General features: G+C 67.5%; 15 protein-coding genes. 13 read left to right on the top strand and 2 right to left on the bottom strand.

Features of this window, described 5'->3' with window-relative positions:
• Nucleotides 1-124: 124 nt before the first annotated feature.
• From CH42_RS04230 to CH42_RS04270, 9 genes are all read left to right on the top strand, one after another.
• A complete protein-coding gene (locus tag CH42_RS04230) occupies nt 125-1,228 on the top strand; it encodes an alcohol dehydrogenase catalytic domain-containing protein (protein ID WP_053351945.1) in 1,104 nt (367 codons plus the stop codon).
• A gap of 43 nt (nt 1,229-1,271) precedes the next feature.
• Nucleotides 1,272-2,699, top strand: a complete 1,428-nt coding sequence (locus CH42_RS04235; RefSeq protein WP_053351946.1) for an APC family permease — start codon at nt 1,272-1,274, stop codon at nt 2,697-2,699.
• A 242-nt stretch (nt 2,700-2,941) separates the two neighbouring features.
• A complete protein-coding gene (gene lysA, locus CH42_RS04240) occupies nt 2,942-4,375 on the top strand; it encodes a diaminopimelate decarboxylase (RefSeq protein WP_053351947.1) in 1,434 nt (477 codons plus the stop codon).
• A gap of 69 nt (nt 4,376-4,444) precedes the next feature.
• Complete coding sequence (locus CH42_RS04245; RefSeq protein ID WP_053351948.1) at nt 4,445-5,764, top strand: homoserine dehydrogenase; 1,320 nt, start codon at nt 4,445-4,447, stop codon at nt 5,762-5,764.
• Nucleotides 5,761-6,714 carry a homoserine kinase gene (thrB, locus tag CH42_RS04250; protein WP_053351949.1) on the top strand — a complete coding sequence of 318 codons (954 nt, stop codon included), beginning with the start codon at nt 5,761-5,763 and terminating at the stop codon, nt 6,712-6,714. Before CH42_RS04245 ends, thrB begins: the two co-directional genes overlap by 4 nt.
• 152 nt (nt 6,715-6,866) lie before the next feature.
• Nucleotides 6,867-8,918: a transcription termination factor Rho gene (locus CH42_RS04255; protein WP_053351950.1), complete on the top strand. Its 2,052-nt coding sequence runs from the start codon at nt 6,867-6,869 to the stop codon at nt 8,916-8,918.
• A 109-nt stretch (nt 8,919-9,027) separates the two neighbouring features.
• Nucleotides 9,028-10,101, top strand: coding sequence for a peptide chain release factor 1 (prfA, locus tag CH42_RS04260; RefSeq protein WP_053351951.1), 1,074 nt, complete (start codon nt 9,028-9,030; stop codon nt 10,099-10,101).
• Nucleotides 10,102-10,139: 38 nt separating this feature from the next.
• A complete protein-coding gene (locus CH42_RS04265; RefSeq protein ID WP_053351952.1) occupies nt 10,140-10,679 on the top strand; it encodes a GNAT family N-acetyltransferase in 540 nt (179 codons plus the stop codon).
• A 60-nt stretch (nt 10,680-10,739) separates the two neighbouring features.
• Complete coding sequence (locus CH42_RS04270; protein ID WP_053351953.1) at nt 10,740-12,131, top strand: MFS transporter; 1,392 nt, start codon at nt 10,740-10,742, stop codon at nt 12,129-12,131.
• A gap of 36 nt (nt 12,132-12,167) precedes the next feature.
• Here the strand turns inward: CH42_RS04270 and cysE are convergent, their stop codons facing one another.
• Both cysE and cysK read right to left on the bottom strand, forming a co-directional pair.
• Entirely contained in the window at nt 12,168-12,737 is a 570-nt protein-coding gene (gene cysE / locus CH42_RS04275; protein ID WP_053351954.1) for a serine O-acetyltransferase, read from the bottom strand.
• Between the two features lie 22 nt (nt 12,738-12,759).
• Nucleotides 12,760-13,695, bottom strand: a complete 936-nt coding sequence (gene cysK, locus CH42_RS04280) for a cysteine synthase A (RefSeq protein ID WP_053351955.1) — start codon at nt 13,693-13,695, stop codon at nt 12,760-12,762.
• Between the two features lie 204 nt (nt 13,696-13,899).
• Here cysK and prmC point away from each other — a divergent pair, with 204 nt between their 5' ends.
• The 4 genes from prmC to CH42_RS04300 all read left to right on the top strand — a co-directional run bounded on the left by prmC (nt 13,900) and on the right by CH42_RS04300 (nt 17,209).
• On the top strand, nt 13,900-14,802 hold the full coding sequence (gene prmC / locus CH42_RS04285) for a peptide chain release factor N(5)-glutamine methyltransferase (protein ID WP_053351956.1): 903 nt from the start codon (nt 13,900-13,902) through the stop codon (nt 14,800-14,802).
• Between the two features lie 68 nt (nt 14,803-14,870).
• Nucleotides 14,871-15,536, top strand: a complete 666-nt coding sequence (locus CH42_RS04290; protein ID WP_053351957.1) for an L-threonylcarbamoyladenylate synthase — start codon at nt 14,871-14,873, stop codon at nt 15,534-15,536.
• 1 nt (nt 15,537) lies between these two features.
• Nucleotides 15,538-16,746 (top strand): MraY family glycosyltransferase, encoded by a 1,209-nt coding sequence (locus CH42_RS04295; protein ID WP_156322459.1) that lies wholly within the window; start codon nt 15,538-15,540, stop codon nt 16,744-16,746.
• Entirely contained in the window at nt 16,739-17,209 is a 471-nt protein-coding gene (locus tag CH42_RS04300) for a hypothetical protein (protein WP_053351958.1), read from the top strand. Before CH42_RS04295 ends, CH42_RS04300 begins: the two co-directional genes overlap by 8 nt.
• Nucleotides 17,210-17,298 lie beyond the last annotated feature (89 nt).

Here is a 17,298-nt window from a genome sequence, read left to right on the forward strand (position 1 = left end):
GCGAAGATCGTCACTTGGTGCAATGACAAAGGCCGTGACCGCTCCGTAGCCTCATCTGAGTCGCCATCGCGGTCGCACGCTGCGATCCGAGGCGTTCCGAATCCGTTGAACGAAGGAGTGCAGCATGCAGGCTGTCGTGTTCCGAGATCCCTCGACCCGCGCAGAGGTCACCGACGTCACACTGGCGGCGCCGAAAGCCGGTGAGGTGCGCGTGAAGATCGCTGCCGCCGGTGTCTGCCACTCCGACCTGCACGTGAAGCGCGGCGAGTGGGATGCCCCTGCTCCCATGGTCATGGGCCACGAGGGCTCCGGCGTCGTCGTCGAGCTCGGCGAGGACGTCACGTCGCTCGCCGTCGGCGACCACGTCGTGCTGAGCTGGGTGCCGCCGTGCGGCGAGTGCCGCTACTGCCTGCAGGGGCACGAAGCCCGCTGCCAGAAGGTCGTCGAGGTGAACAACACCCACGGCTCGCTCTTCGATGGCACCTCGCGTCTCAGCCGCACCGACACGGGCGAGCCGATTCACCACTACCTCAGCGTCTCTTCCTTCGCCGAAGAGGTCGTCGTGCCGGTCTCAGGCGCCATCAAGGTGCGCGATGACGCACCTCTCGATGTCATCGCGGTCGTCGGCTGCGCCGTCGCGACCGGCGTCGGCGCCGTGCTGAACACTGCGGGTGTCGAGCCCGGCTCGACCGTCGCCGTCATCGGCTGCGGTGGCGTGGGCCTCAACGTCGTGCAGGGCGCGAAGCTCGCCGGCGCTGAGCGCATCATCGCCGTCGACGTCGTGCCCGAGAAGACCGCGATGGCCCTGCAGTTCGGCGCGACGGATCGCATTGACGCCTCCGACCGCGACGCCGTGGAGCAGCTGTTTGAGCTCATTCCCGACGGTGTCGACTACGCGTTCGATGCCATCGGCCGCACCTCGACCACGGAGCAGGCGATCCGCATGCTCGGACTCGGCGGCGCCGCCGTCATCGTGGGCCTGCCGCCGACCGGCGCGAAGGCGTCGTTCGAGCCGCTCGTGCTCGCCGAAGCCGACCAGCGCATTCTCGGCTCCAACTACGGCTCGGTGCGTCCGTCGATCGATATTCCCGCGCTGGTCGACCGCTACATGGACGGACAGCTCAAGCTCGATCCGCTGATCTCGGGCCGCCGCCCCCTCGCCGAGGCCGCAGAAGCGCTCGACGATCTCGAAACCGGCGGCGTGCTGCGCACCCTGCTCATCCCGTAATCCGTTCGCGGATCACCCACCCACTCGAAGGAGAGTCACTCACATGACCACCACCACCCAGCAGGCTCCGGTCGACGCCGGCCTGCGTCGCGGCGTGATGTCGGGGCCCGAGCTCGCCGCTCAGGCCATCGCGAACATCGCACCGAGCGCGGTCATCGCGTTCACCGCGGCGTCGATCTTTATCGGCGCCAGCAACGGCACGATGCTGTCGTTCATCCTCGCGACGATCGTTATCGTCTGCGTCGGCTACTGCGTCGCAGTCTTCGCGAAGAAGAACGCGTCGGCCGGATCCCTGTACACGTACGTCGCGAAGGGCCTCGGCCCGACCGGCGCCTACATCGCGGGCGTCGCGCTCATTATCGGTTGCTGGGGGATCGCCGCCGGTTCGCTGGGCGGTGCGGTCTCGTACATGTCCGACTTGCTCGTGTCGTTCGGCCTGCCCGCATCGAGCAAGTTCTGGCTCATCGCGCTCGCCATCGTGATCGGCGGTCTCGCGACGTTCTTCACGATTCGCGGCATCCGCATCTCCGCGCGCGTCTCGCTCGTGCTCGAGCTCGCCTCGGTCGCCATCATCTTGATCCTGCTTGTCACGGCACTGATCGCGATTGGGCCCGACGCGTGGGATCCGAAGCAGTTCTCGTTCGAGGGCGTGCCGTTCCAGGGCGTCGCGGCGGGCATGGTGCTCGGCATCCTCGGCTTCGTGGGATTCTCCTCGGCCGATGCGCTCGGGCGCGAAGCGAAGAACCCCTACACCGCGATTCCCCGCGCCATCATGTGGAGCGCCGTGGTCGTCGGTGTGCTGTACGTCTTCGCCGCCTACACGCAGATCGCCGTGCTCGGCGATGATCTCGGTGAGGTCGCGAGCCCGTTGCAGGCCATCTCGGAGCGCATCGGCATGCCCGGATGGTTCACCCCCATCCTCACCTTCGGTGTCGCCGCGTCGTTCTTCGCCGTGGTCGTGGCACCGCTCAACGTGGTCGGCCGCATCGTCTACGTCATGGGCAAGGAAGGCGTCGTCGCCGAGCGCTTCGGCCGCACGCACGACACCCACCTGACCCCGCACCGCGTGCTGCTCATTGCCGGGCCGCTCGCGATCCTGCTCGATGCGATCCTGCTCATCAGCGGCACGCACCCGATGGACATCGTGGTGTGGGTCGATACCTACGGCACGTTCGGGTACATGGTCGCCTACGCGCTGGTCGCCATCGCCTGTGTGGCGTGGGTGCGCCGCGAGGGGATGCGCAGCGCGCTCGTAAGCATCTGCGCGTTCATCGCCGTCGTCGCAATGGTCTACGTCTTCTTCGCGAACGTGTACCCGGTGCCGGCCTTCCCGCTCAACGTGATTCCGTATCTGTTCCTCGCGACCATGGTCGTCGCGCTCGGGTGGTTCGTGTTCCTCCGCAAGAGCCGTCCCGAGGTCATCGCGAACATCGGCAACACCGAGACCGACATGCTCGAGGGTGTGGGCTAGCCTCACGACCCGACTGCACGGTACTCGCTCGAGGGCGGGCCGCGATCCTGCACCGTCAGGGCCGTTGCCGGCCCTCGTCGTATGTCCAGTCCTCGTGCCTCACCCGGTAAGCTGAACGGGTTCGTTCAGAGGATTCCTCCGCGCGCACGGCTTCAGGGGCCAATCCGGGTCCGCTCGCCATCGGTCGCTCTCTCGCGGCCCGCGAGTTCGACGGACACGAGATCGAGACCCCAGGAGCACACATGGCAGAGGCGAACGCTGCGAACCCGAACGCGATCGATGCGCGCGTGTTCCCGCCGTCCGCCCGCCGCGGCAGCGAATGCCGCCAGCTCAAGCTGGGAGGCGTGCGCGCCACCGACCTTACCGAGCAGTTCGGGTCGCCGCTGTACGTGATCGACGAGTCAGCGGCCCGCAGCCGTGCGCGCGAGGTGCGCGAGGCGCTGCAGCGCGAAGCCGAACGCGTCGGCACGAGCGCGACGGTGTACTACGCCGGCAAGGCCTTCCTGTGCGTCGAGGTAGCGCAGTGGATGGTCGACGAGGGGCTCGCGGTCGACGTTGCGAGTGGCGGCGAACTGGCCGTGGCACTCGCGGCGGGCGTCGACCCGGCGCGCATCGGCTTCCACGGCAACAATAAGTCTGAGCGCGAGATCCGGCGCGCGGTCGAGGCCGGAGTCGGCACGATCATCATCGACAGCGAGATCGAGACCGAGCGCATCGCCGCGGCCGCGCGCGCCGCGGGACGGCAGCAGCGCGTGCGCCTTCGGGTGAATAGTGGGGTGCATGCGTCCACGCACGACTTCCTCGCGACGTCGCACGAAGACCAGAAGTTCGGGCAGCCCCTCGACGATGCCCCGCGGCTCGTGACGGCGATCCTGGCGCATGACAGCCTCGACTTCGTCGGTCTGCACTGCCATATCGGGTCGCAGATCTTCGCCACCGATGGCTTCCGCGAATCGGCGCGCCGTCTGCTCGGCGCCTACCCCGAGCTCGAGCGGATCGCCGGGCGCCCCATTCCCGAACTCAACCTGGGCGGCGGCTTCGGCATCGCCTACACCTCGGCCCAGGCCGACGAAGCCCCCGACGTCGCGCGCATCGCCGCCGAATTGGCAGACATCGTCGCGGAGACCGCCGCTGAAGTGGGCGTCGCGATCCCGAAGCTCGCCTTCGAACCCGGTCGCACCATCATCGGCCAGGCCGGTGTCACGCTCTACACCGTCGGCACGACGAAGTCGGTCGCGCTCGCCGGCTCCGATGCCGCAACCGACCCGGCCGATCTCGGCTTCCCCGAACGGCTCTACGTGAGCGTCGACGGCGGCATGAGCGACAACGCGCGGCCGGCGCTCTACGGCGCCGATTATCAGGTCAGGATCGCCAACCGTGAGAGCGACGCCGCCCCGGCGCTCGTTCGCGTCGTCGGCAAGCACTGCGAATCGGGTGACATCGTCGTACAGCGCGACGTGCTGCCGGGTGACGTGCAGCCGGGCGACACGCTCGCCGTCGCCGCGACGGGCGCGTACTGCTGGTCGCTCTCGAGCAACTACAACTACGTGCCCCGTCCGCCGGTCATCGCGGTCGCCGACGGCACGGCCCGCATCATCGTGCGCGGCGAAACCGAAGACGAGCTGCTGGCGAAGTCGGTCATTCCGGCGCCGGTGGCCCCGGCCCGTGCAGACTGACGAACTGCCTCAGACCTCACCATTGCGCCGCGAGCGGCGATCCCGAACCACACCCTCAAGGAGATACAGATGAACGGATATCGCGACCTTCGCGTGGCACTGCTGGGCTGCGGCTCAGTGGGCGCGCAAGTGGCACGACTCATCCTCGAGCACGGCGACGAGCTCGCAGCGCGCATCGGCGCGCGCCTCACGCTCGCCGGCATCGCCGTGCGCGACGTGAACGGCAAGCGGGATGTCGAGCTGCCTCAGGAGCTCTTCACGACCGACGCTGAGCGCCTGGTGCAGGGGTCCGACATCGTCATCGAGCTGATGGGCGGCATCGAGCCCGCGCGCACGCTCATCACGCAAGCGCTGCAGGGCGGCGCCGACGTTGTCACCGCGAATAAGGCGCTCATCGCCGCTCACGGCCCCGAGCTCTCCGAGGTCGCTGAGCAGGTCGGCGCGCAGCTCTCATACGAGGCTGCGGTCGCCGCGGCGATCCCGATTCTCCGCCCCCTCCGCGAGAGCCTCGCCGGCGACCACATCACCCGGGTGCTCGGCATCGTCAACGGCTCGACGAACTACATCCTCGACCGCATGGACCGATTCGGCGACAGCGCCGAAGACGCCTCGCGCGTCGCCAGCGAGCTGGGCTTCCTCGAAGCCGACCCGACCCTCGATGTCGAGGGCTACGACGCCGCGCAGAAGGCCACCATCCTCGCGAGCATCGCCTTCCACACCGAGGTTCCGGTCGACGCCGTGCACCGCGAGGGCATCACCAGCATCACCGGGGCGCAGATCGACGCGGCGAAGAACGCCGGCTACGTCATCAAGCTTCTCGCGATCGCCGAGCGCCTGGAGGCCGCCGACGGCACTTCGGGCGTTTCTGCGCGCGTATACCCGGCACTCATCCGCCGCGACCACCCGCTCGCGGCGGTCTACGGCGGCAAGAACGCCGTGTTCGTGGAAGCCGAAGCCGCTGGTGAGCTCATGTTCTACGGTGCGGGTGCCGGCGGCGCAGAGACGGCCTCGGCCGTGCTCGGCGACGTTGTCTCCGCGGCGCGTCGACACGTGGTCGGTGGGCCCGGTATCCCGGGGTCGCTCCACGCCGAACTGCCGATCCTCCCTGTTGGCGAAGTGACGACGGCGTATCAGATCATGCTCGCCGTTCGCGACCAGCCCGGCGTGCTCGCGAGCATCGCCGGCATCCTCGCCGAGCACGGCGTCTCCGCGGCCAGCGTCGAGCAGACCGTCGCGCAGGGCGCGGAAGGCGCCGAACCGAGCGCCGCGCTCGTCATCGGCACGCACCGCGCGCGCGAAGCCGATCTCGCGGCGACCGTCGAGGCGCTGCGCGCCGCCGACGTGGTCACCGACGTCACCAGCGTGCTGCGACTCGAGGGTCAGGCGTGAGCGCGGCGAGCGGCGTCGGCCGCGCCGTCAAGGTGCGCGTTCCCGCGACCAGCGCCAACCTCGGCCCCGGATTCGACACGCTCGGCATCGCGCTTGCGTACGGTGACGAGCTCGTTGCCGTCGTACGCGACGCGCCCGGGGCCAGCGTCACCGTGTCAGGCGTCGGCGAGGGAGAGGTGCCCACCGACGAGACCAACCTGGTGGTGCGCTCGACCGCGCACGTCTACGCCCAATTGGGCCGCGACATGCCCGGACTCGACGTTTCCGCGACGAACCGGATTCCGCACGGCCGCGGCATGGGGTCTTCGGGATCCGCGATCGTCGCGGGCGTGATGATCGCAGCCGGCCTGCTGCAGAGCGACCCCGTCGCGCCGCTCGAGCTGAGCGAAGAGCAACTGCTCGCCTTCGCCACCGAACTCGAAGGGCACCCCGACAACGTCGCGCCGGCGCTCTTCGGCGGGCTGACGATCGCCTGGACCACCGAGCAGGGCCCCCGGTTCAAACGACTCATGGTGCACCGCGGGGTCGCTCCGCTCGTGCTCGTGCCCAGCTTCACGATGTCGACGGAGCTCGCGCGCAGCCTGCAACCGAAGCAGGTGCCGCACGAGGACGCGGTGTTCAACGTCTCACGCTCGGCGCTGCTCATTGCGGCGCTGACGCAGAGCCCCGAACTGCTGCTCGAAGCCACCGAGGATCGCCTGCACCAGAACTACCGCGGCGCCGCGATGCCAGCCACGCGCGACCTCATCGGTGATCTGCGATCCGCCGGTCACGCCGCCGTGGTGTCGGGTGCCGGGCCCTCCGTGCTCGTGCTCTCGAACGGGCCGCTCGACCGCATGCAAGCGGCCGACCAGGTCGCCGAAACGCACCCGGATTGGCGCGTGCTCACCCTGGCGGTCGATACCAAGGGTGCTACAGTGGAGGCGATCCCCGCGGGTTCTGCGCACTAGCCGAAGCCGTCGATGTCCGCTCAAGCGGAACTGTGGATCGTTATCTCACCGTGAAGACATCGCGCGGTGATCCCGAAGCACATCAGTGCACCACCGCGGGAAGGCGAGGCCGTATGCGCGCGCTGTTCTGGCGGCGTTCCGAAAGGAAGAACGTGGAATCCAACGTTGACGACACCACCACCCCTGCTGCGGCCGACGCCGCAGCACCGACCGAGACGGCGCCGCCGCGTCGACGTGCCTCGCGCCGCGTGAGCGCCGCCGCAGGCGCTGCGGTCGCGAGCGAGCCGGCTGTTGCCGAAGCACCCGCCGCGGCGGCTGAGTCCGCTGCGGCTCCGGCGGCTGAGGCTGCTGCGGCTCCGGCCGAGGCTGCTGAGGCGCCGAAGAAGCGCGCGACGCGCAGCCGGAAGAAGGTTGAGGCTCCTGCAGCTGACGCCGAGGTAGCCACCGACGCACCTGCGGCAGAGGCGCCGGCGGCCGAGGCTGCCGAGGCACCGAAGAAGCGCGCGACGCGCAGCCGCAAGAAGGTAGAGGCTCCTGCAGCCGACGCCGCGACAGAGGCTCCCGCGGTAGACGCCGCTGCTGCCGACACGGCTGAAGCGGAAGCGCCTGAGGCGCCGGCGAAGCGCACGCGCAGCCGCCGCGCGTCGGCCGCAACCGCGGCTCCGCAAGCGGCCGAGTCTGCCGAAGCCGAGGGTGCTGTGACGCCCGCCGCTGAGCAGCCCGCCGCCGATGCTCCGGCAGAATCGGCTGGAGAAGCCGCCGAGCAGACAGAAGCCGGAGAGAGCGAGCGCCCCAGCCGCAACCGTCGCGGCCGTGGACGTGGTCAGAAGAATGACGCCGAGGGTGCGGAATCGACCGAAGCCGCCGCTGACGACGACAACGAGACCCGTCAGAACGGCAAGGGCCAGGGCGGCAACAGCCAGAATGCGCAGCGCCAGAACGGCCAGAACCAGAATGGCCAGGGTCAGAACGGACCCAAGGACGACAAGGGCGGCGACAACTCGAACCGTTCCAGCCGTACCCGTCAGCGCGACCGCAAGCGCCGCGGTCAGGGCGACGATCTCGAGCCCGAGATCACCGAAGACGACGTACTGCTGCCGATCGCAGGCATTCTCGACGTGCTCGACAACTACGCGTTCGTGCGCACGAGCGGGTACCTTCCCGGCACCAGCGACGTGTACGTATCGCTTGGCCAGGTGAAGAAGTACGGCTTGCGCCGCGGCGATGCCGTGGTCGGCGCGATTCGTCAGCCCGGCGCCAACGACGGTGCGAGCCGTCAGAAGTACAACGCGATCGTCAAGATCGATACGATCAACGGTCGTCCGGTCGACGAGCAGCAGCAGCGCGCAGACATCGCGGAGCTGACGCCCATCTACCCGCAGGAGCGCCTGCGCTTCGAGACTGCGCAGTCGGGCGTGCTCGGCCGCGCGATCGATCTCGTGGCTCCCGCAGGACTCGGCCAGCGCACCGCGCTCGTACTCCCGGCGGGTGCCGATGGCACCGCACTCCTCGGCGAACTCGCCGAGGCGGTCAGCACCAACCGACCCGATGCGCACCTCTTGCTCGTGCTCGCCAATGCGCAGCCCGAAGAAGTGACACGTCTGCAGCGCTCCGTGCGCGGTGAAGTAGTCGCGGCCACCTTTGACCGCAGCGCTGAAGACCAGGCCACGATCGCGGAGCTCGCGATCGACCGTGCGAAGCGTCTCGTGGAGCTCGGGCACGATGTCGTCGTGCTCGTCGACTCGCTCAACCGCTTTGCTCGCGCGTACGCTCAGGCGCAGCATGCGCAGAGCCGTCCGGGGCTCGAAGAGATCGACGAGTTCGCGCTCGCTCAGATCAAGCGCTTGCTCTCGGCCGCCCGCAACGTCGAGAATGGCGGGTCGCTGACGGTCGTGGCCACCGTGCAGACGAAGACGGGTCTGTCCGCAGACAAGTTCCTGCTGCGCGAGGTGCTCGCCGTCGTCAACAGCGAAGTGCGCATCGTAAAGGCGATCCCGGGCCTTGCGGCCGAGGTTGATTTCGCTGCCTCGCGCACGCGCCAGGCAGAATCGGTGCTCGGCGCCGACGAAGCCGGTGTGCTTGCGCGCCTCCGTGCCGAGCTGACGCAGGAGGGCGCGCAGGATCGCCTGCGCGAACGCCTGGCTGCGAGCGCCTCGAATGCGGCGCTGCTCGTCGAGCTGCAGCGTTCCGGCACACTGTCCTAGTGCACCTGAGCCCGCCCTGGAATCCTCCGGGGCGGGCTCAGCCATTGCCGGATCCCGGCGGTAGATTGGGGCGCGACGACGTCGCGGCTGCGAGAGGTGAGGAAAGAACATGTTCGAACAGGTCGAAGGGCTGATCGCCGAGCACGCGAAGCTGCAAGACGAGCTGGCCGATCCCGCGTTGCACGCCGACGCGTCGCGTGCGAAAAAGGTCAACCGCCGCTATGCCGAGCTCAGCAAGATCAAGGCTGCGTCCGAGCACTGGCAGCAGGTGGGCGACGACCTCGAAGCTGCTCGCGAGCTCGCCAAAGAAGACGAGGCATTCGCCGAAGAGATCCCTGCGCTTGAGACCGCACTTGCCGAAGCGCAGGAGCGCGTGCGGCGTCTGCTGATCCCGCGCGACCCCGATGATGCGCGTGACGTGATTCTCGAGATCAAGGGTGGTGAAGGCGGTGCGGAGTCCGCGCTGTTTGGTGCCGACCTGCTGCGCATGTACATGCACTACGCCGAGTCGAAGGGGTGGAAGACCGAGCTCCTCGAGAAAGACGAGAGCGATCTGGGCGGCTACAAGAACGTGCAGGTGGCGATCAAGGCGAACCCGTCGGATCCGTCGCAGGGCGCGTGGGCGCACCTCAAGTACGAGGGCGGCGTGCACCGGGTGCAGCGCGTGCCCGTGACCGAGTCGCAGGGGCGCATTCACACGTCGACGACCGGCGTGCTGGTGTACCCCGAGGTTGACGAGCCCGAAGAAGTCGAGATCAACCAGAACGATCTCAAGATCGATGTGTACCGGTCGTCGGGCCCCGGTGGTCAGTCGGTGAACACGACCGACTCCGCCGTGCGCATCACCCACTTGCCGACCGGAATCGTGGTCGCGATGCAGAACGAGAAGAGCCAGCTGCAGAACCGTGAAGCGGCAATGCGCGTGCTGCGCGCCCGTATTCTCGCGAAGCAGCAGGAAGAGGTCGCTGCCGAGGCGAGCGCCCACCGTTCGAGCCAGATCCGCACCATGGACCGTTCGGAGCGCATCCGCACCTACAACTTCCCTGAGAACCGCATCGCCGATCACCGCACCGGCTACAAGGCCTACAACCTCGACCAGGTCATGAACGGTGCGCTCGACGCCGTGATCGAATCGTGCATTCGCATGGACGAAGAGGCGCGACTGGCCGACCTCGGCCAGTAGGATCGTCGTGCCCACCCCGCACCCGCTACGCTGAAGCCATGTCCGATGCAGTGCAGCCCCTGGTGGGCCCCCTCGTTACCCTCCGCGGCCCGCAGGCGGCCGACCTCGAACCCCTGGTGGCAATCCTTGACGAACCCGAGGTGTCGCTGTGGTGGGTGGGCTACACCCCGCAGCGCGTGCAGGCCGAGTTCATCGATGCGGCAGATGTCACCCGAATCATCGAGGTCGACGGCCAGACGGCCGGCGCGATGTTCGTGCTGCGCGGCGATGACCCGGAGTACCCGACGACCGTGATGCACCTGTTCATCGGCACGCGCTTCCGCGGGCGTCGCATCGGCGAGGAGGCGCTCGCGCTCGCGATTGGCGCCGAGTTCGCCGATGGGGTGACACGCGTCACTCTTGATCCGAATGTGAACAATGCGGGCGCGATTCGCAGCTATGAGCGGCTCGGCTTCCGCCGCATCGGGGTGCTGCGCGACTATCAGGTGCGTCCGGGCGGGCACCTGGAAGACGCCATGTTCCTGGACCTCACGCGCTCTGATTTCCCCGACGGCCCGCCGTTGCCGCAGCGTTCCTGAGTCGCTCGCTGCGTCGCGTCGATGCACGATCAGGTGGGGTCGCGGCGGTAGCATGGCACCATGCGTGCAACTCGACCAGTCCTCCCGTGGGTGGTCTGGGGAGTCGCAGCGATCTCGTATGCGGTCGCCGTCATCAATCGATCGTCGTTGTCGGCGCTCGGCCCGGCGGCGCAAGATCATTTCGGCATTGACGCCACCACGCTCTCGATCTTTCCGGTGATTCAGCTGCTCGTGTACGCGGGCCTGCAGATCCCGGTGGGGGTGCTCCTCGACCGCATTGGTGCGACCTCGATGATCTTGATCGGCGGAGCCTTGATGATCGCCGGTCAGGTCGCTATGGCGACGGTGCCCGAAGTGTCGCTCGCGATTCTCGCGCGCGTACTCGTCGGCGCCGGTGACGCGTGCACCTTCATCAGCGTGATGCGGATGCTGCCCGAGTGGTTCTCGTTGCGGCAGTTGCCGACGATCAGCCAGGTGACCGGCCTCATCGGGCAGGCGGGGCAACTCGTGTCGGTCGTGCCGCTGGCGATCCTCGTCGGCGCGACCGGGTGGATGAGCGGTTTCCTCGGGCTTGCCGCGCTCGCACTGCTCGTCGTGATCCTGGGGTGCGTAGTGCTGCGCAACGCCCCCGGAGACGCCACCCCGTTCGAGCGCGTGCTTCGGCGGCGCGGCCGAACGACGGAGAACGCGCAATCGTTCGCCGAAACTAACACGGCGGCGCTCAAAGCGATGCAACCGCCATCGACTGAGCTCATCCCGATCATCGCGGAGACGAAGCTGCCCGGTCTCGGATTCTGGAACCGCGCTCGCAAGCTACTCCGGCTGCCGGGAGTGCGTCTTGCCTACTGGTTGCACTTCGCGTCGCCGTTCGCGTCGAACGTCTTCCTGCTGCTGTGGGGCACCCCGTTTCTCGTTGGCGGGCTCGGTCTCGACCCTGCAGCGGCCCGCGGCCTGCTGAGTCTCACTGTGGTGTCGTCGATGGTGGCGAGCGTGGTGCTCGGGCCGTTGAGTTCACGGTTCATCGAGCGCCGTGTCTGGTTCAACCTGAGTATTACGGTGTTGATCGCGCTGGTCTGGACCGCAGTGATCCTGTGGCCCGGCGTGCCTCCGATGGCACTCATCATCGTGCTGCTCGTGGTCATCCCGCTCGGAGGGCCGGCCTCGATGATCTCGTTCGAGGTGTCGCGCTCGCACACGCCGCGCAGCTATTCGGGCTTCGGCACCGGACTCGTCAATACGGGCGGGTTCACGGCCTCACTGCTCGTGATTCTGCTGATCGGCCTCGTGCTCGACCTGCAGGGTGCCGGATCACCCGAGAATTACTCGCTGCACGCGTTCCAGGTGGCATTCGCCGTGCAGATCCCGTTCTGGCTCCTGGGCATCGTGATGGTGCTCATCGAGCAGCGACGCACCAAGGGGTGGATGGACGAGAACGGGCGCACGCTGCGCTGAGTCGATTCGAGACGGCTCGGCAAGGCGCCGCCGCGTTCAGATGACGTAGAAGTCAGCCATGTCGGGCTGCTCCATGATCGGCGCCCCGCGGCGCGGTCGACCCTGCGCGGGGATGCCGGTGAGCGTCGTCCACGGGGGAGCGGAGCGCACGACGACGGCGTTCGACCCGACAGCGCTGTCGTGGCCGAGCTCGATGTTGCCAAGAAGTTTTGCTCCGGCGCCGATGACGACGCGATCGCCGATGGTCGGGTGGCGTTTGCCGCGGTCGTGGCCGGTACCGCCGAGTGTGACCCCGTGGTAGATCAGCACGTCGTCGCCGACGACGGCGGTTTCGCCGATGACCACGCCCATGCCGTGGTCGATGAAGAGGCGCCGCCCGATGGTGGCGCCCGGGTGAATCTCGATACCCGAGAAGAAGCGTGAGATCTGCGAGATCGCGCGCGGCAGAAACCTCAGACCGCGCTGCCAGAGGGTGTGTGAGACCCGGTGCCACCAGACGGCGTGGAGCCCCGAATACACGAAGAACACCTCCGCCGAACCGCGCGCAGCGGGATCGTGCGCGCGGGCGGCGGAGATGTCTTCTCTGATGCGGGAGAACACGCTCACTGCAGAACTTTCGGGATCGTGACTAGGCGCCCAGATCCTCGAACAGCACGGTCGAGAAGTAGCGCTCGCCGAAGTCGGGGACGACGACCACGATCTTCTTACCCGCGTTCTCGGGGCGCTTTGCGACCTGCGTGGCGGCCCAGACGGCTGCGCCACCCGAGATACCTGCGAGGATGCCCTCTTCGGTGCCCAGGGCACGAGCCTTCGCGATGGAATCGGCGAGCGTGACGTCGATGACCTCGTCGTAGATCTCGCGATCGAGGATGTCGGGCACGAAGTTCGCGCCGAGACCCTGAATCTTGTGCGGGCCGGCCGTGCCCTCGGTGAGCAGCGGGGAGTCGATCGGCTCGACGGCGATGACCTGCACGCCGGGATTCTGCTCCTTGAGGTAGCCGCCGGCGCCGGTGATGGTGCCGCCGGTGCCGATGCCGGCGACGAAGATGTCGACGCTGCCGTCGGTGTCGTTCCAGATCTCGGGGCCCGTGGTGGCGCGGTGGATCGCGGGGTTCGCGGGGTTCGCGAACTGCTGTGCGAGAATCGCGCCTGGCGTGCTCTCCGCGATCTCCTGAGCCTTGGCGACGGCGCCCTTCATGCCGAGCGGGCCCTCGGTGAGTACGATCTCGGCACCGTAGGCGAGCAGCAGCTTGCGGCGCTCGATGCTCATCGTCTCGGGCATGGTGAGGATAACTCGGTAGCCGCGCGCCGCACCGACGAACGCGAGTGCGATGCCGGTGTTGCCGCTCGTGCCTTCGACGATGGTGCCGCCGGGCTGCAGAGCGCCCGACTGCTCAGCGGCGTCGATGATGGCGATGCCGATGCGATCCTTCACCGAGCCCGCGGGGTTGTAGAACTCGAGCTTCGCGAACACCTCTGCACCGGCCTCTTCCGTGACGCGGTTGAGGCGCACGAGGGGAGTGTTACCAAATGCCTGCGTGATGTTGTCGTAGGTCCGTGCCATGGTGCTGCATCCTCCTGAGGTCTGAGATGGGGTTCCTGCCGCATCGATGTTCCGGCAGCGAGACGCCCCGCGGCCACCTCAAATTATATCGATTCCTTATTCGAGTCGTTCGAGTGGGTTATGCAGTAAGTCGTGAGATGACAGGGGCGGCGCGTCGCAGGATGCCGATTCGAGAGTGCCGGTGACGTGTGCGAGTCTGGGGGAGTGCAGCACACCCCAGCGACCGGCGGAGCCGGTACCCCGGTCTCCCTTCTCCTTGACGAGATTGGTGAACAGCTCGTGGCGAGCGGCATCGTCGATGCGCGGGCAGACGCTGAACTGATCATCGGGCATGTGCTGGGTGTGACACGGGGGCGCGTCCAAGCGCTGGCGATTCTGGCAGGTTCGGTCTCCGACGACGACGCGTCCCGCATGCGCGAGATCGCCGACGAACGCGCCCGGCGCGTGCCGCTGCAGCACCTCACCGGGCGGGCGCCCTTCCGCTCCATCGAGCTCTCGGTCGGCCCCGGTGTGTTCGTGCCCCGGCCCGAGACCGAGACGGTGGCCCAGTTCGCGATCGACGCCGCGAGGCGGGTGCCGGATCCCCAGCCCATCGTCGTGGATCTGTGCACGGGGAGCGGGGCGCTTGCCTTGTCGATCGCCCACGAAGTGCCGCGGGCGCGTGTCTGGGCGGTGGAGAAGAGCCGAGATGCGCACGCGTGGGCGCAGCGCAACGTCGACGAGTGGGGTGACGGCCGTGTCGCGCTGCTGCTGGGTGACGTGGAGCATCTCGACGCGCTGCCCGAGCTCGCAGCGTTGCGCGGAAGGGTGCACGTGCTCGTCTCAAATCCGCCGTATGTGCCGAGCGGCATGGTTCCTCGCGACCCCGAAGTGCGCGACCACGACCCCGAGCTCGCGCTCTACAGCGGAGTCGACGGGCTCGACCTCATCAGGATCATCAGCCGCGCCGCACTTCGATGGGTGCTTCCGGGCGGATCCCTCGTGCTCGAGCATGCCGAGTTGCAGGGGCGGGCGATCCGGGAAGTACTCGCAGCCGATGGGTGGCAACAGACCGAAACCCACGTTGACCTCACCGGGCGCGATCGCACGACGACAGCGATTCGCTGAACCTGTCGAAGGCGGTGACCGGAGAGCGCTCGGAATTCAACTCGTGCGCGGGAGTAGACTGGCGCGTTATGGCCGACGTCTTCGATTGCACCGACAACTCGCAACTGCTCGCGGGCACCCGTACCGCTCGGCAAGCGATCGGGCGCGGCGAGCTCATCGTGATGCCGACCGATACCGTGTACGGTGTCGCGGCTGACGCGTTCAGCCCGGAGGCAGTGCAGCGTTTGCTCGATGCGAAGGGCCGAGGGCGGCAATCGCCGCCGCCCGTGCTGATTCCGAACACCGACACCCTCGCAGCACTCGCCGCAGAGGTCGTCGCCCCCGTTCACGCGCTCGCGGAGGCATTCTGGCCCGGTGCGCTCACCATCATCACGCGCGCCAATCCGCTGCTCAGCTGGGACCTGGGGGAGACGGGCGGCACGGTCGCCCTGCGCATTCCCGACCAGCCGCTCGCCATTGAATTGCTGCGCGAAACGGGGCCGCTCGCGGTCTCGTCGGCGAACCTGACGGGCGAGCCCGCAGCCCGCACCGCCGCCGCCGCGCAAGACATGCTCGGCGATGCGATCGCCGTGTACCTCGAAGCCGGCGAATCGGGAGCCGATGGGGTCGCCTCCACGATCGTCGACGCGACCGGCTTGACGGAAGCCGGCGGAGAGATTCGAATTCTGCGTCAGGGAGGCGTGTCGCGCGAGGCCATCGCGGAACTGCTGCCGCAGGTCGTTTTCGGGGAGTGACATGCTCGCCTACGTGACGGTCGTCGCGGTTGCCGCGCTCGTCACTGCGGCAGCCTCCTGGGGGGTGCTGCGCCTCAGCCGGCGATTCAACCTCGCCCCCGAAGTGCGTGCGCGAGACGTGCATCAGGCCCCAACTCCTCGGCTGGGTGGGATCGCGATGTTCGTCGGCATCATCGCCGCGTTCATCGTCGCTGCGACGCAGCGAGAGTTCGCATCGCTGTTTTCGGGCAGCAACCAGATGTGGGCACTCTTTGGGGCCTGCGCGCTCATCGCGGTCGTCGGTGTGCTCGACGATCTGCTCGACTTGGACTGGATGATCAAGCTCGCCGCGCAACTCGCTGCGGCGGGACTACTCGCCTGGAACGGTGTGCAGATCGTGTCGTTGCCCTTCGGCGACACCCTCATCATCGGGTCTCCACTCGTGAACTTCGTCATCACGGTCTTTCTCATGACGCTCGTGATGAACGCGGTGAACTTCGTGGACGGCCTTGATGGACTCGTCGCCGGTGTCGCCATCATCGCCAATGCGCTCTTCTTCGTCTACACGCTGCTGCTCAACGACCAGATCGGCCGCGTCGATTCCGTGATCTTCGCGAGTCTCATCGCCATCGTGGTCGTCGGCATCTGCATCGGCTTCCTGCCATTCAACTGGCACCGTGCGCGCATGTTCATGGGAGATACCGGGGCGCTGCTGGTGGGGCTGCTCATGGCGACGTCGACGGTCTCGGTGACCGGTCAGTTGAACCCGGCGGCACTCGACCAGAAGCTGGTGCTTGCGAGCTACATCCCGATCATTCTGCCGATCGCGGTGCTCGCGCTTCCGCTCGCCGACTTCTCACTCGCGGTCTTCCGCCGGCTCCGTGCCGGAACAAGCCCCTTTACCGCGGATCGCCTGCACCTGCACCATCGTCTCCTCGACATGGGCCACTCGCCGATCCAGGCCGTGTGCATCTTCTACTCGGGAACCGCGACGATTTCGATCGCGGTGCTCTTAGTCTTCACGACGCAGGACTTCCTGCTCCCGGGCATCGTGCTCGCCGCCGGTACCGCTGCGACCTTCGCACTGTTGCGATTTCCGGCGAATCGGGTACGCGCAGCGCTCGCACGCCGTCACTTGGTACCGTTGAGCGGACGGAACTCCCGAGCCGACGCAGCGCGCGCCGAATCGCTCGCCAGGAAGACTCCGCTGAAAGGACCCCAGAGTGAGTGACGCCGTGCAGCCCGACGAGATCGAGCCGAGGCCAATGCCGGCTTCGCAGCCCGTATTGCTGCGGGCGCTGCGATGGGGGCTCGTCGTCATCGGTGCACTCGTCGTCGTGTTCGCCGTGATCGGCTACCTCGTCAGCGGCACGGCCGGGCTGTGGGGAGGCATCATCGGGACGGCGCTCGGCGGCCTGTTCCTCATGATGACGGTCGGCAGCATCGCGTTTGCGAACCGATTCATCGAGCGAGACTTTTACATCACCGCGTTCTTCGGCATCGTGCTCGGCAGTTGGGTGTTCAAGTTCATCGTCTTCATCGTTGTGGTCGTGCTGCTGCGCGACGCGGAGTGGCTCGACACGCGAGTGATGTTCTTCGGAGTGATCGCGAGCGTCATCGCATCTCTGGCCCTCGACGTCGTGGTCATCACCCGCTCGCGCATCCCGATTCTCTCCGCTCCGACGCAGTCGTAGTCAACTTCATCACACCAAGCCGCTTCGGGTTTCTCCTGGAGCGGAATTATTGATAGACTCAGATACGTTCCCTGCAGGGCTGGCTTGAG

The sequence above is a fragment of the Leucobacter musarum subsp. musarum genome (assembly GCF_001273845.1).
GTDB lineage: Bacteria > Actinomycetota > Actinomycetes > Actinomycetales > Microbacteriaceae > Leucobacter > Leucobacter musarum.

Bases quoted from the DNA above. Each gene is read 5' to 3' on its own strand.
- CH42_RS04230 (WP_053351945.1), top strand. From the start codon at position 125: ATGCAGGCTGTCGTGTTCCGAGATCCCTCGACCCGCGCAGAGGTCACC.
- CH42_RS04235 (WP_053351946.1), top strand. From the start codon at position 1,272: ATGACCACCACCACCCAGCAGGCTCCGGTCGACGCCGGCCTGCGTCGC.
- lysA (WP_053351947.1), top strand. From the start codon at position 2,942: ATGGCAGAGGCGAACGCTGCGAACCCGAACGCGATCGATGCGCGCGTG.
- CH42_RS04245 (WP_053351948.1), top strand. From the start codon at position 4,445: ATGAACGGATATCGCGACCTTCGCGTGGCACTGCTGGGCTGCGGCTCA.
- prfA (WP_053351951.1), top strand. From the start codon at position 9,028: ATGTTCGAACAGGTCGAAGGGCTGATCGCCGAGCACGCGAAGCTGCAA.
- CH42_RS04265 (WP_053351952.1), top strand. From the start codon at position 10,140: ATGTCCGATGCAGTGCAGCCCCTGGTGGGCCCCCTCGTTACCCTCCGC.
- CH42_RS04270 (WP_053351953.1), top strand. From the start codon at position 10,740: ATGCGTGCAACTCGACCAGTCCTCCCGTGGGTGGTCTGGGGAGTCGCA.
- cysK (WP_053351955.1), bottom strand. From the start codon at position 13,695: ATGGCACGGACCTACGACAACATCACGCAGGCATTTGGTAACACTCCC.
- CH42_RS04290 (WP_053351957.1), top strand. From the start codon at position 14,871: ATGGCCGACGTCTTCGATTGCACCGACAACTCGCAACTGCTCGCGGGC.
- CH42_RS04295 (WP_156322459.1), top strand. From the start codon at position 15,538: ATGCTCGCCTACGTGACGGTCGTCGCGGTTGCCGCGCTCGTCACTGCG.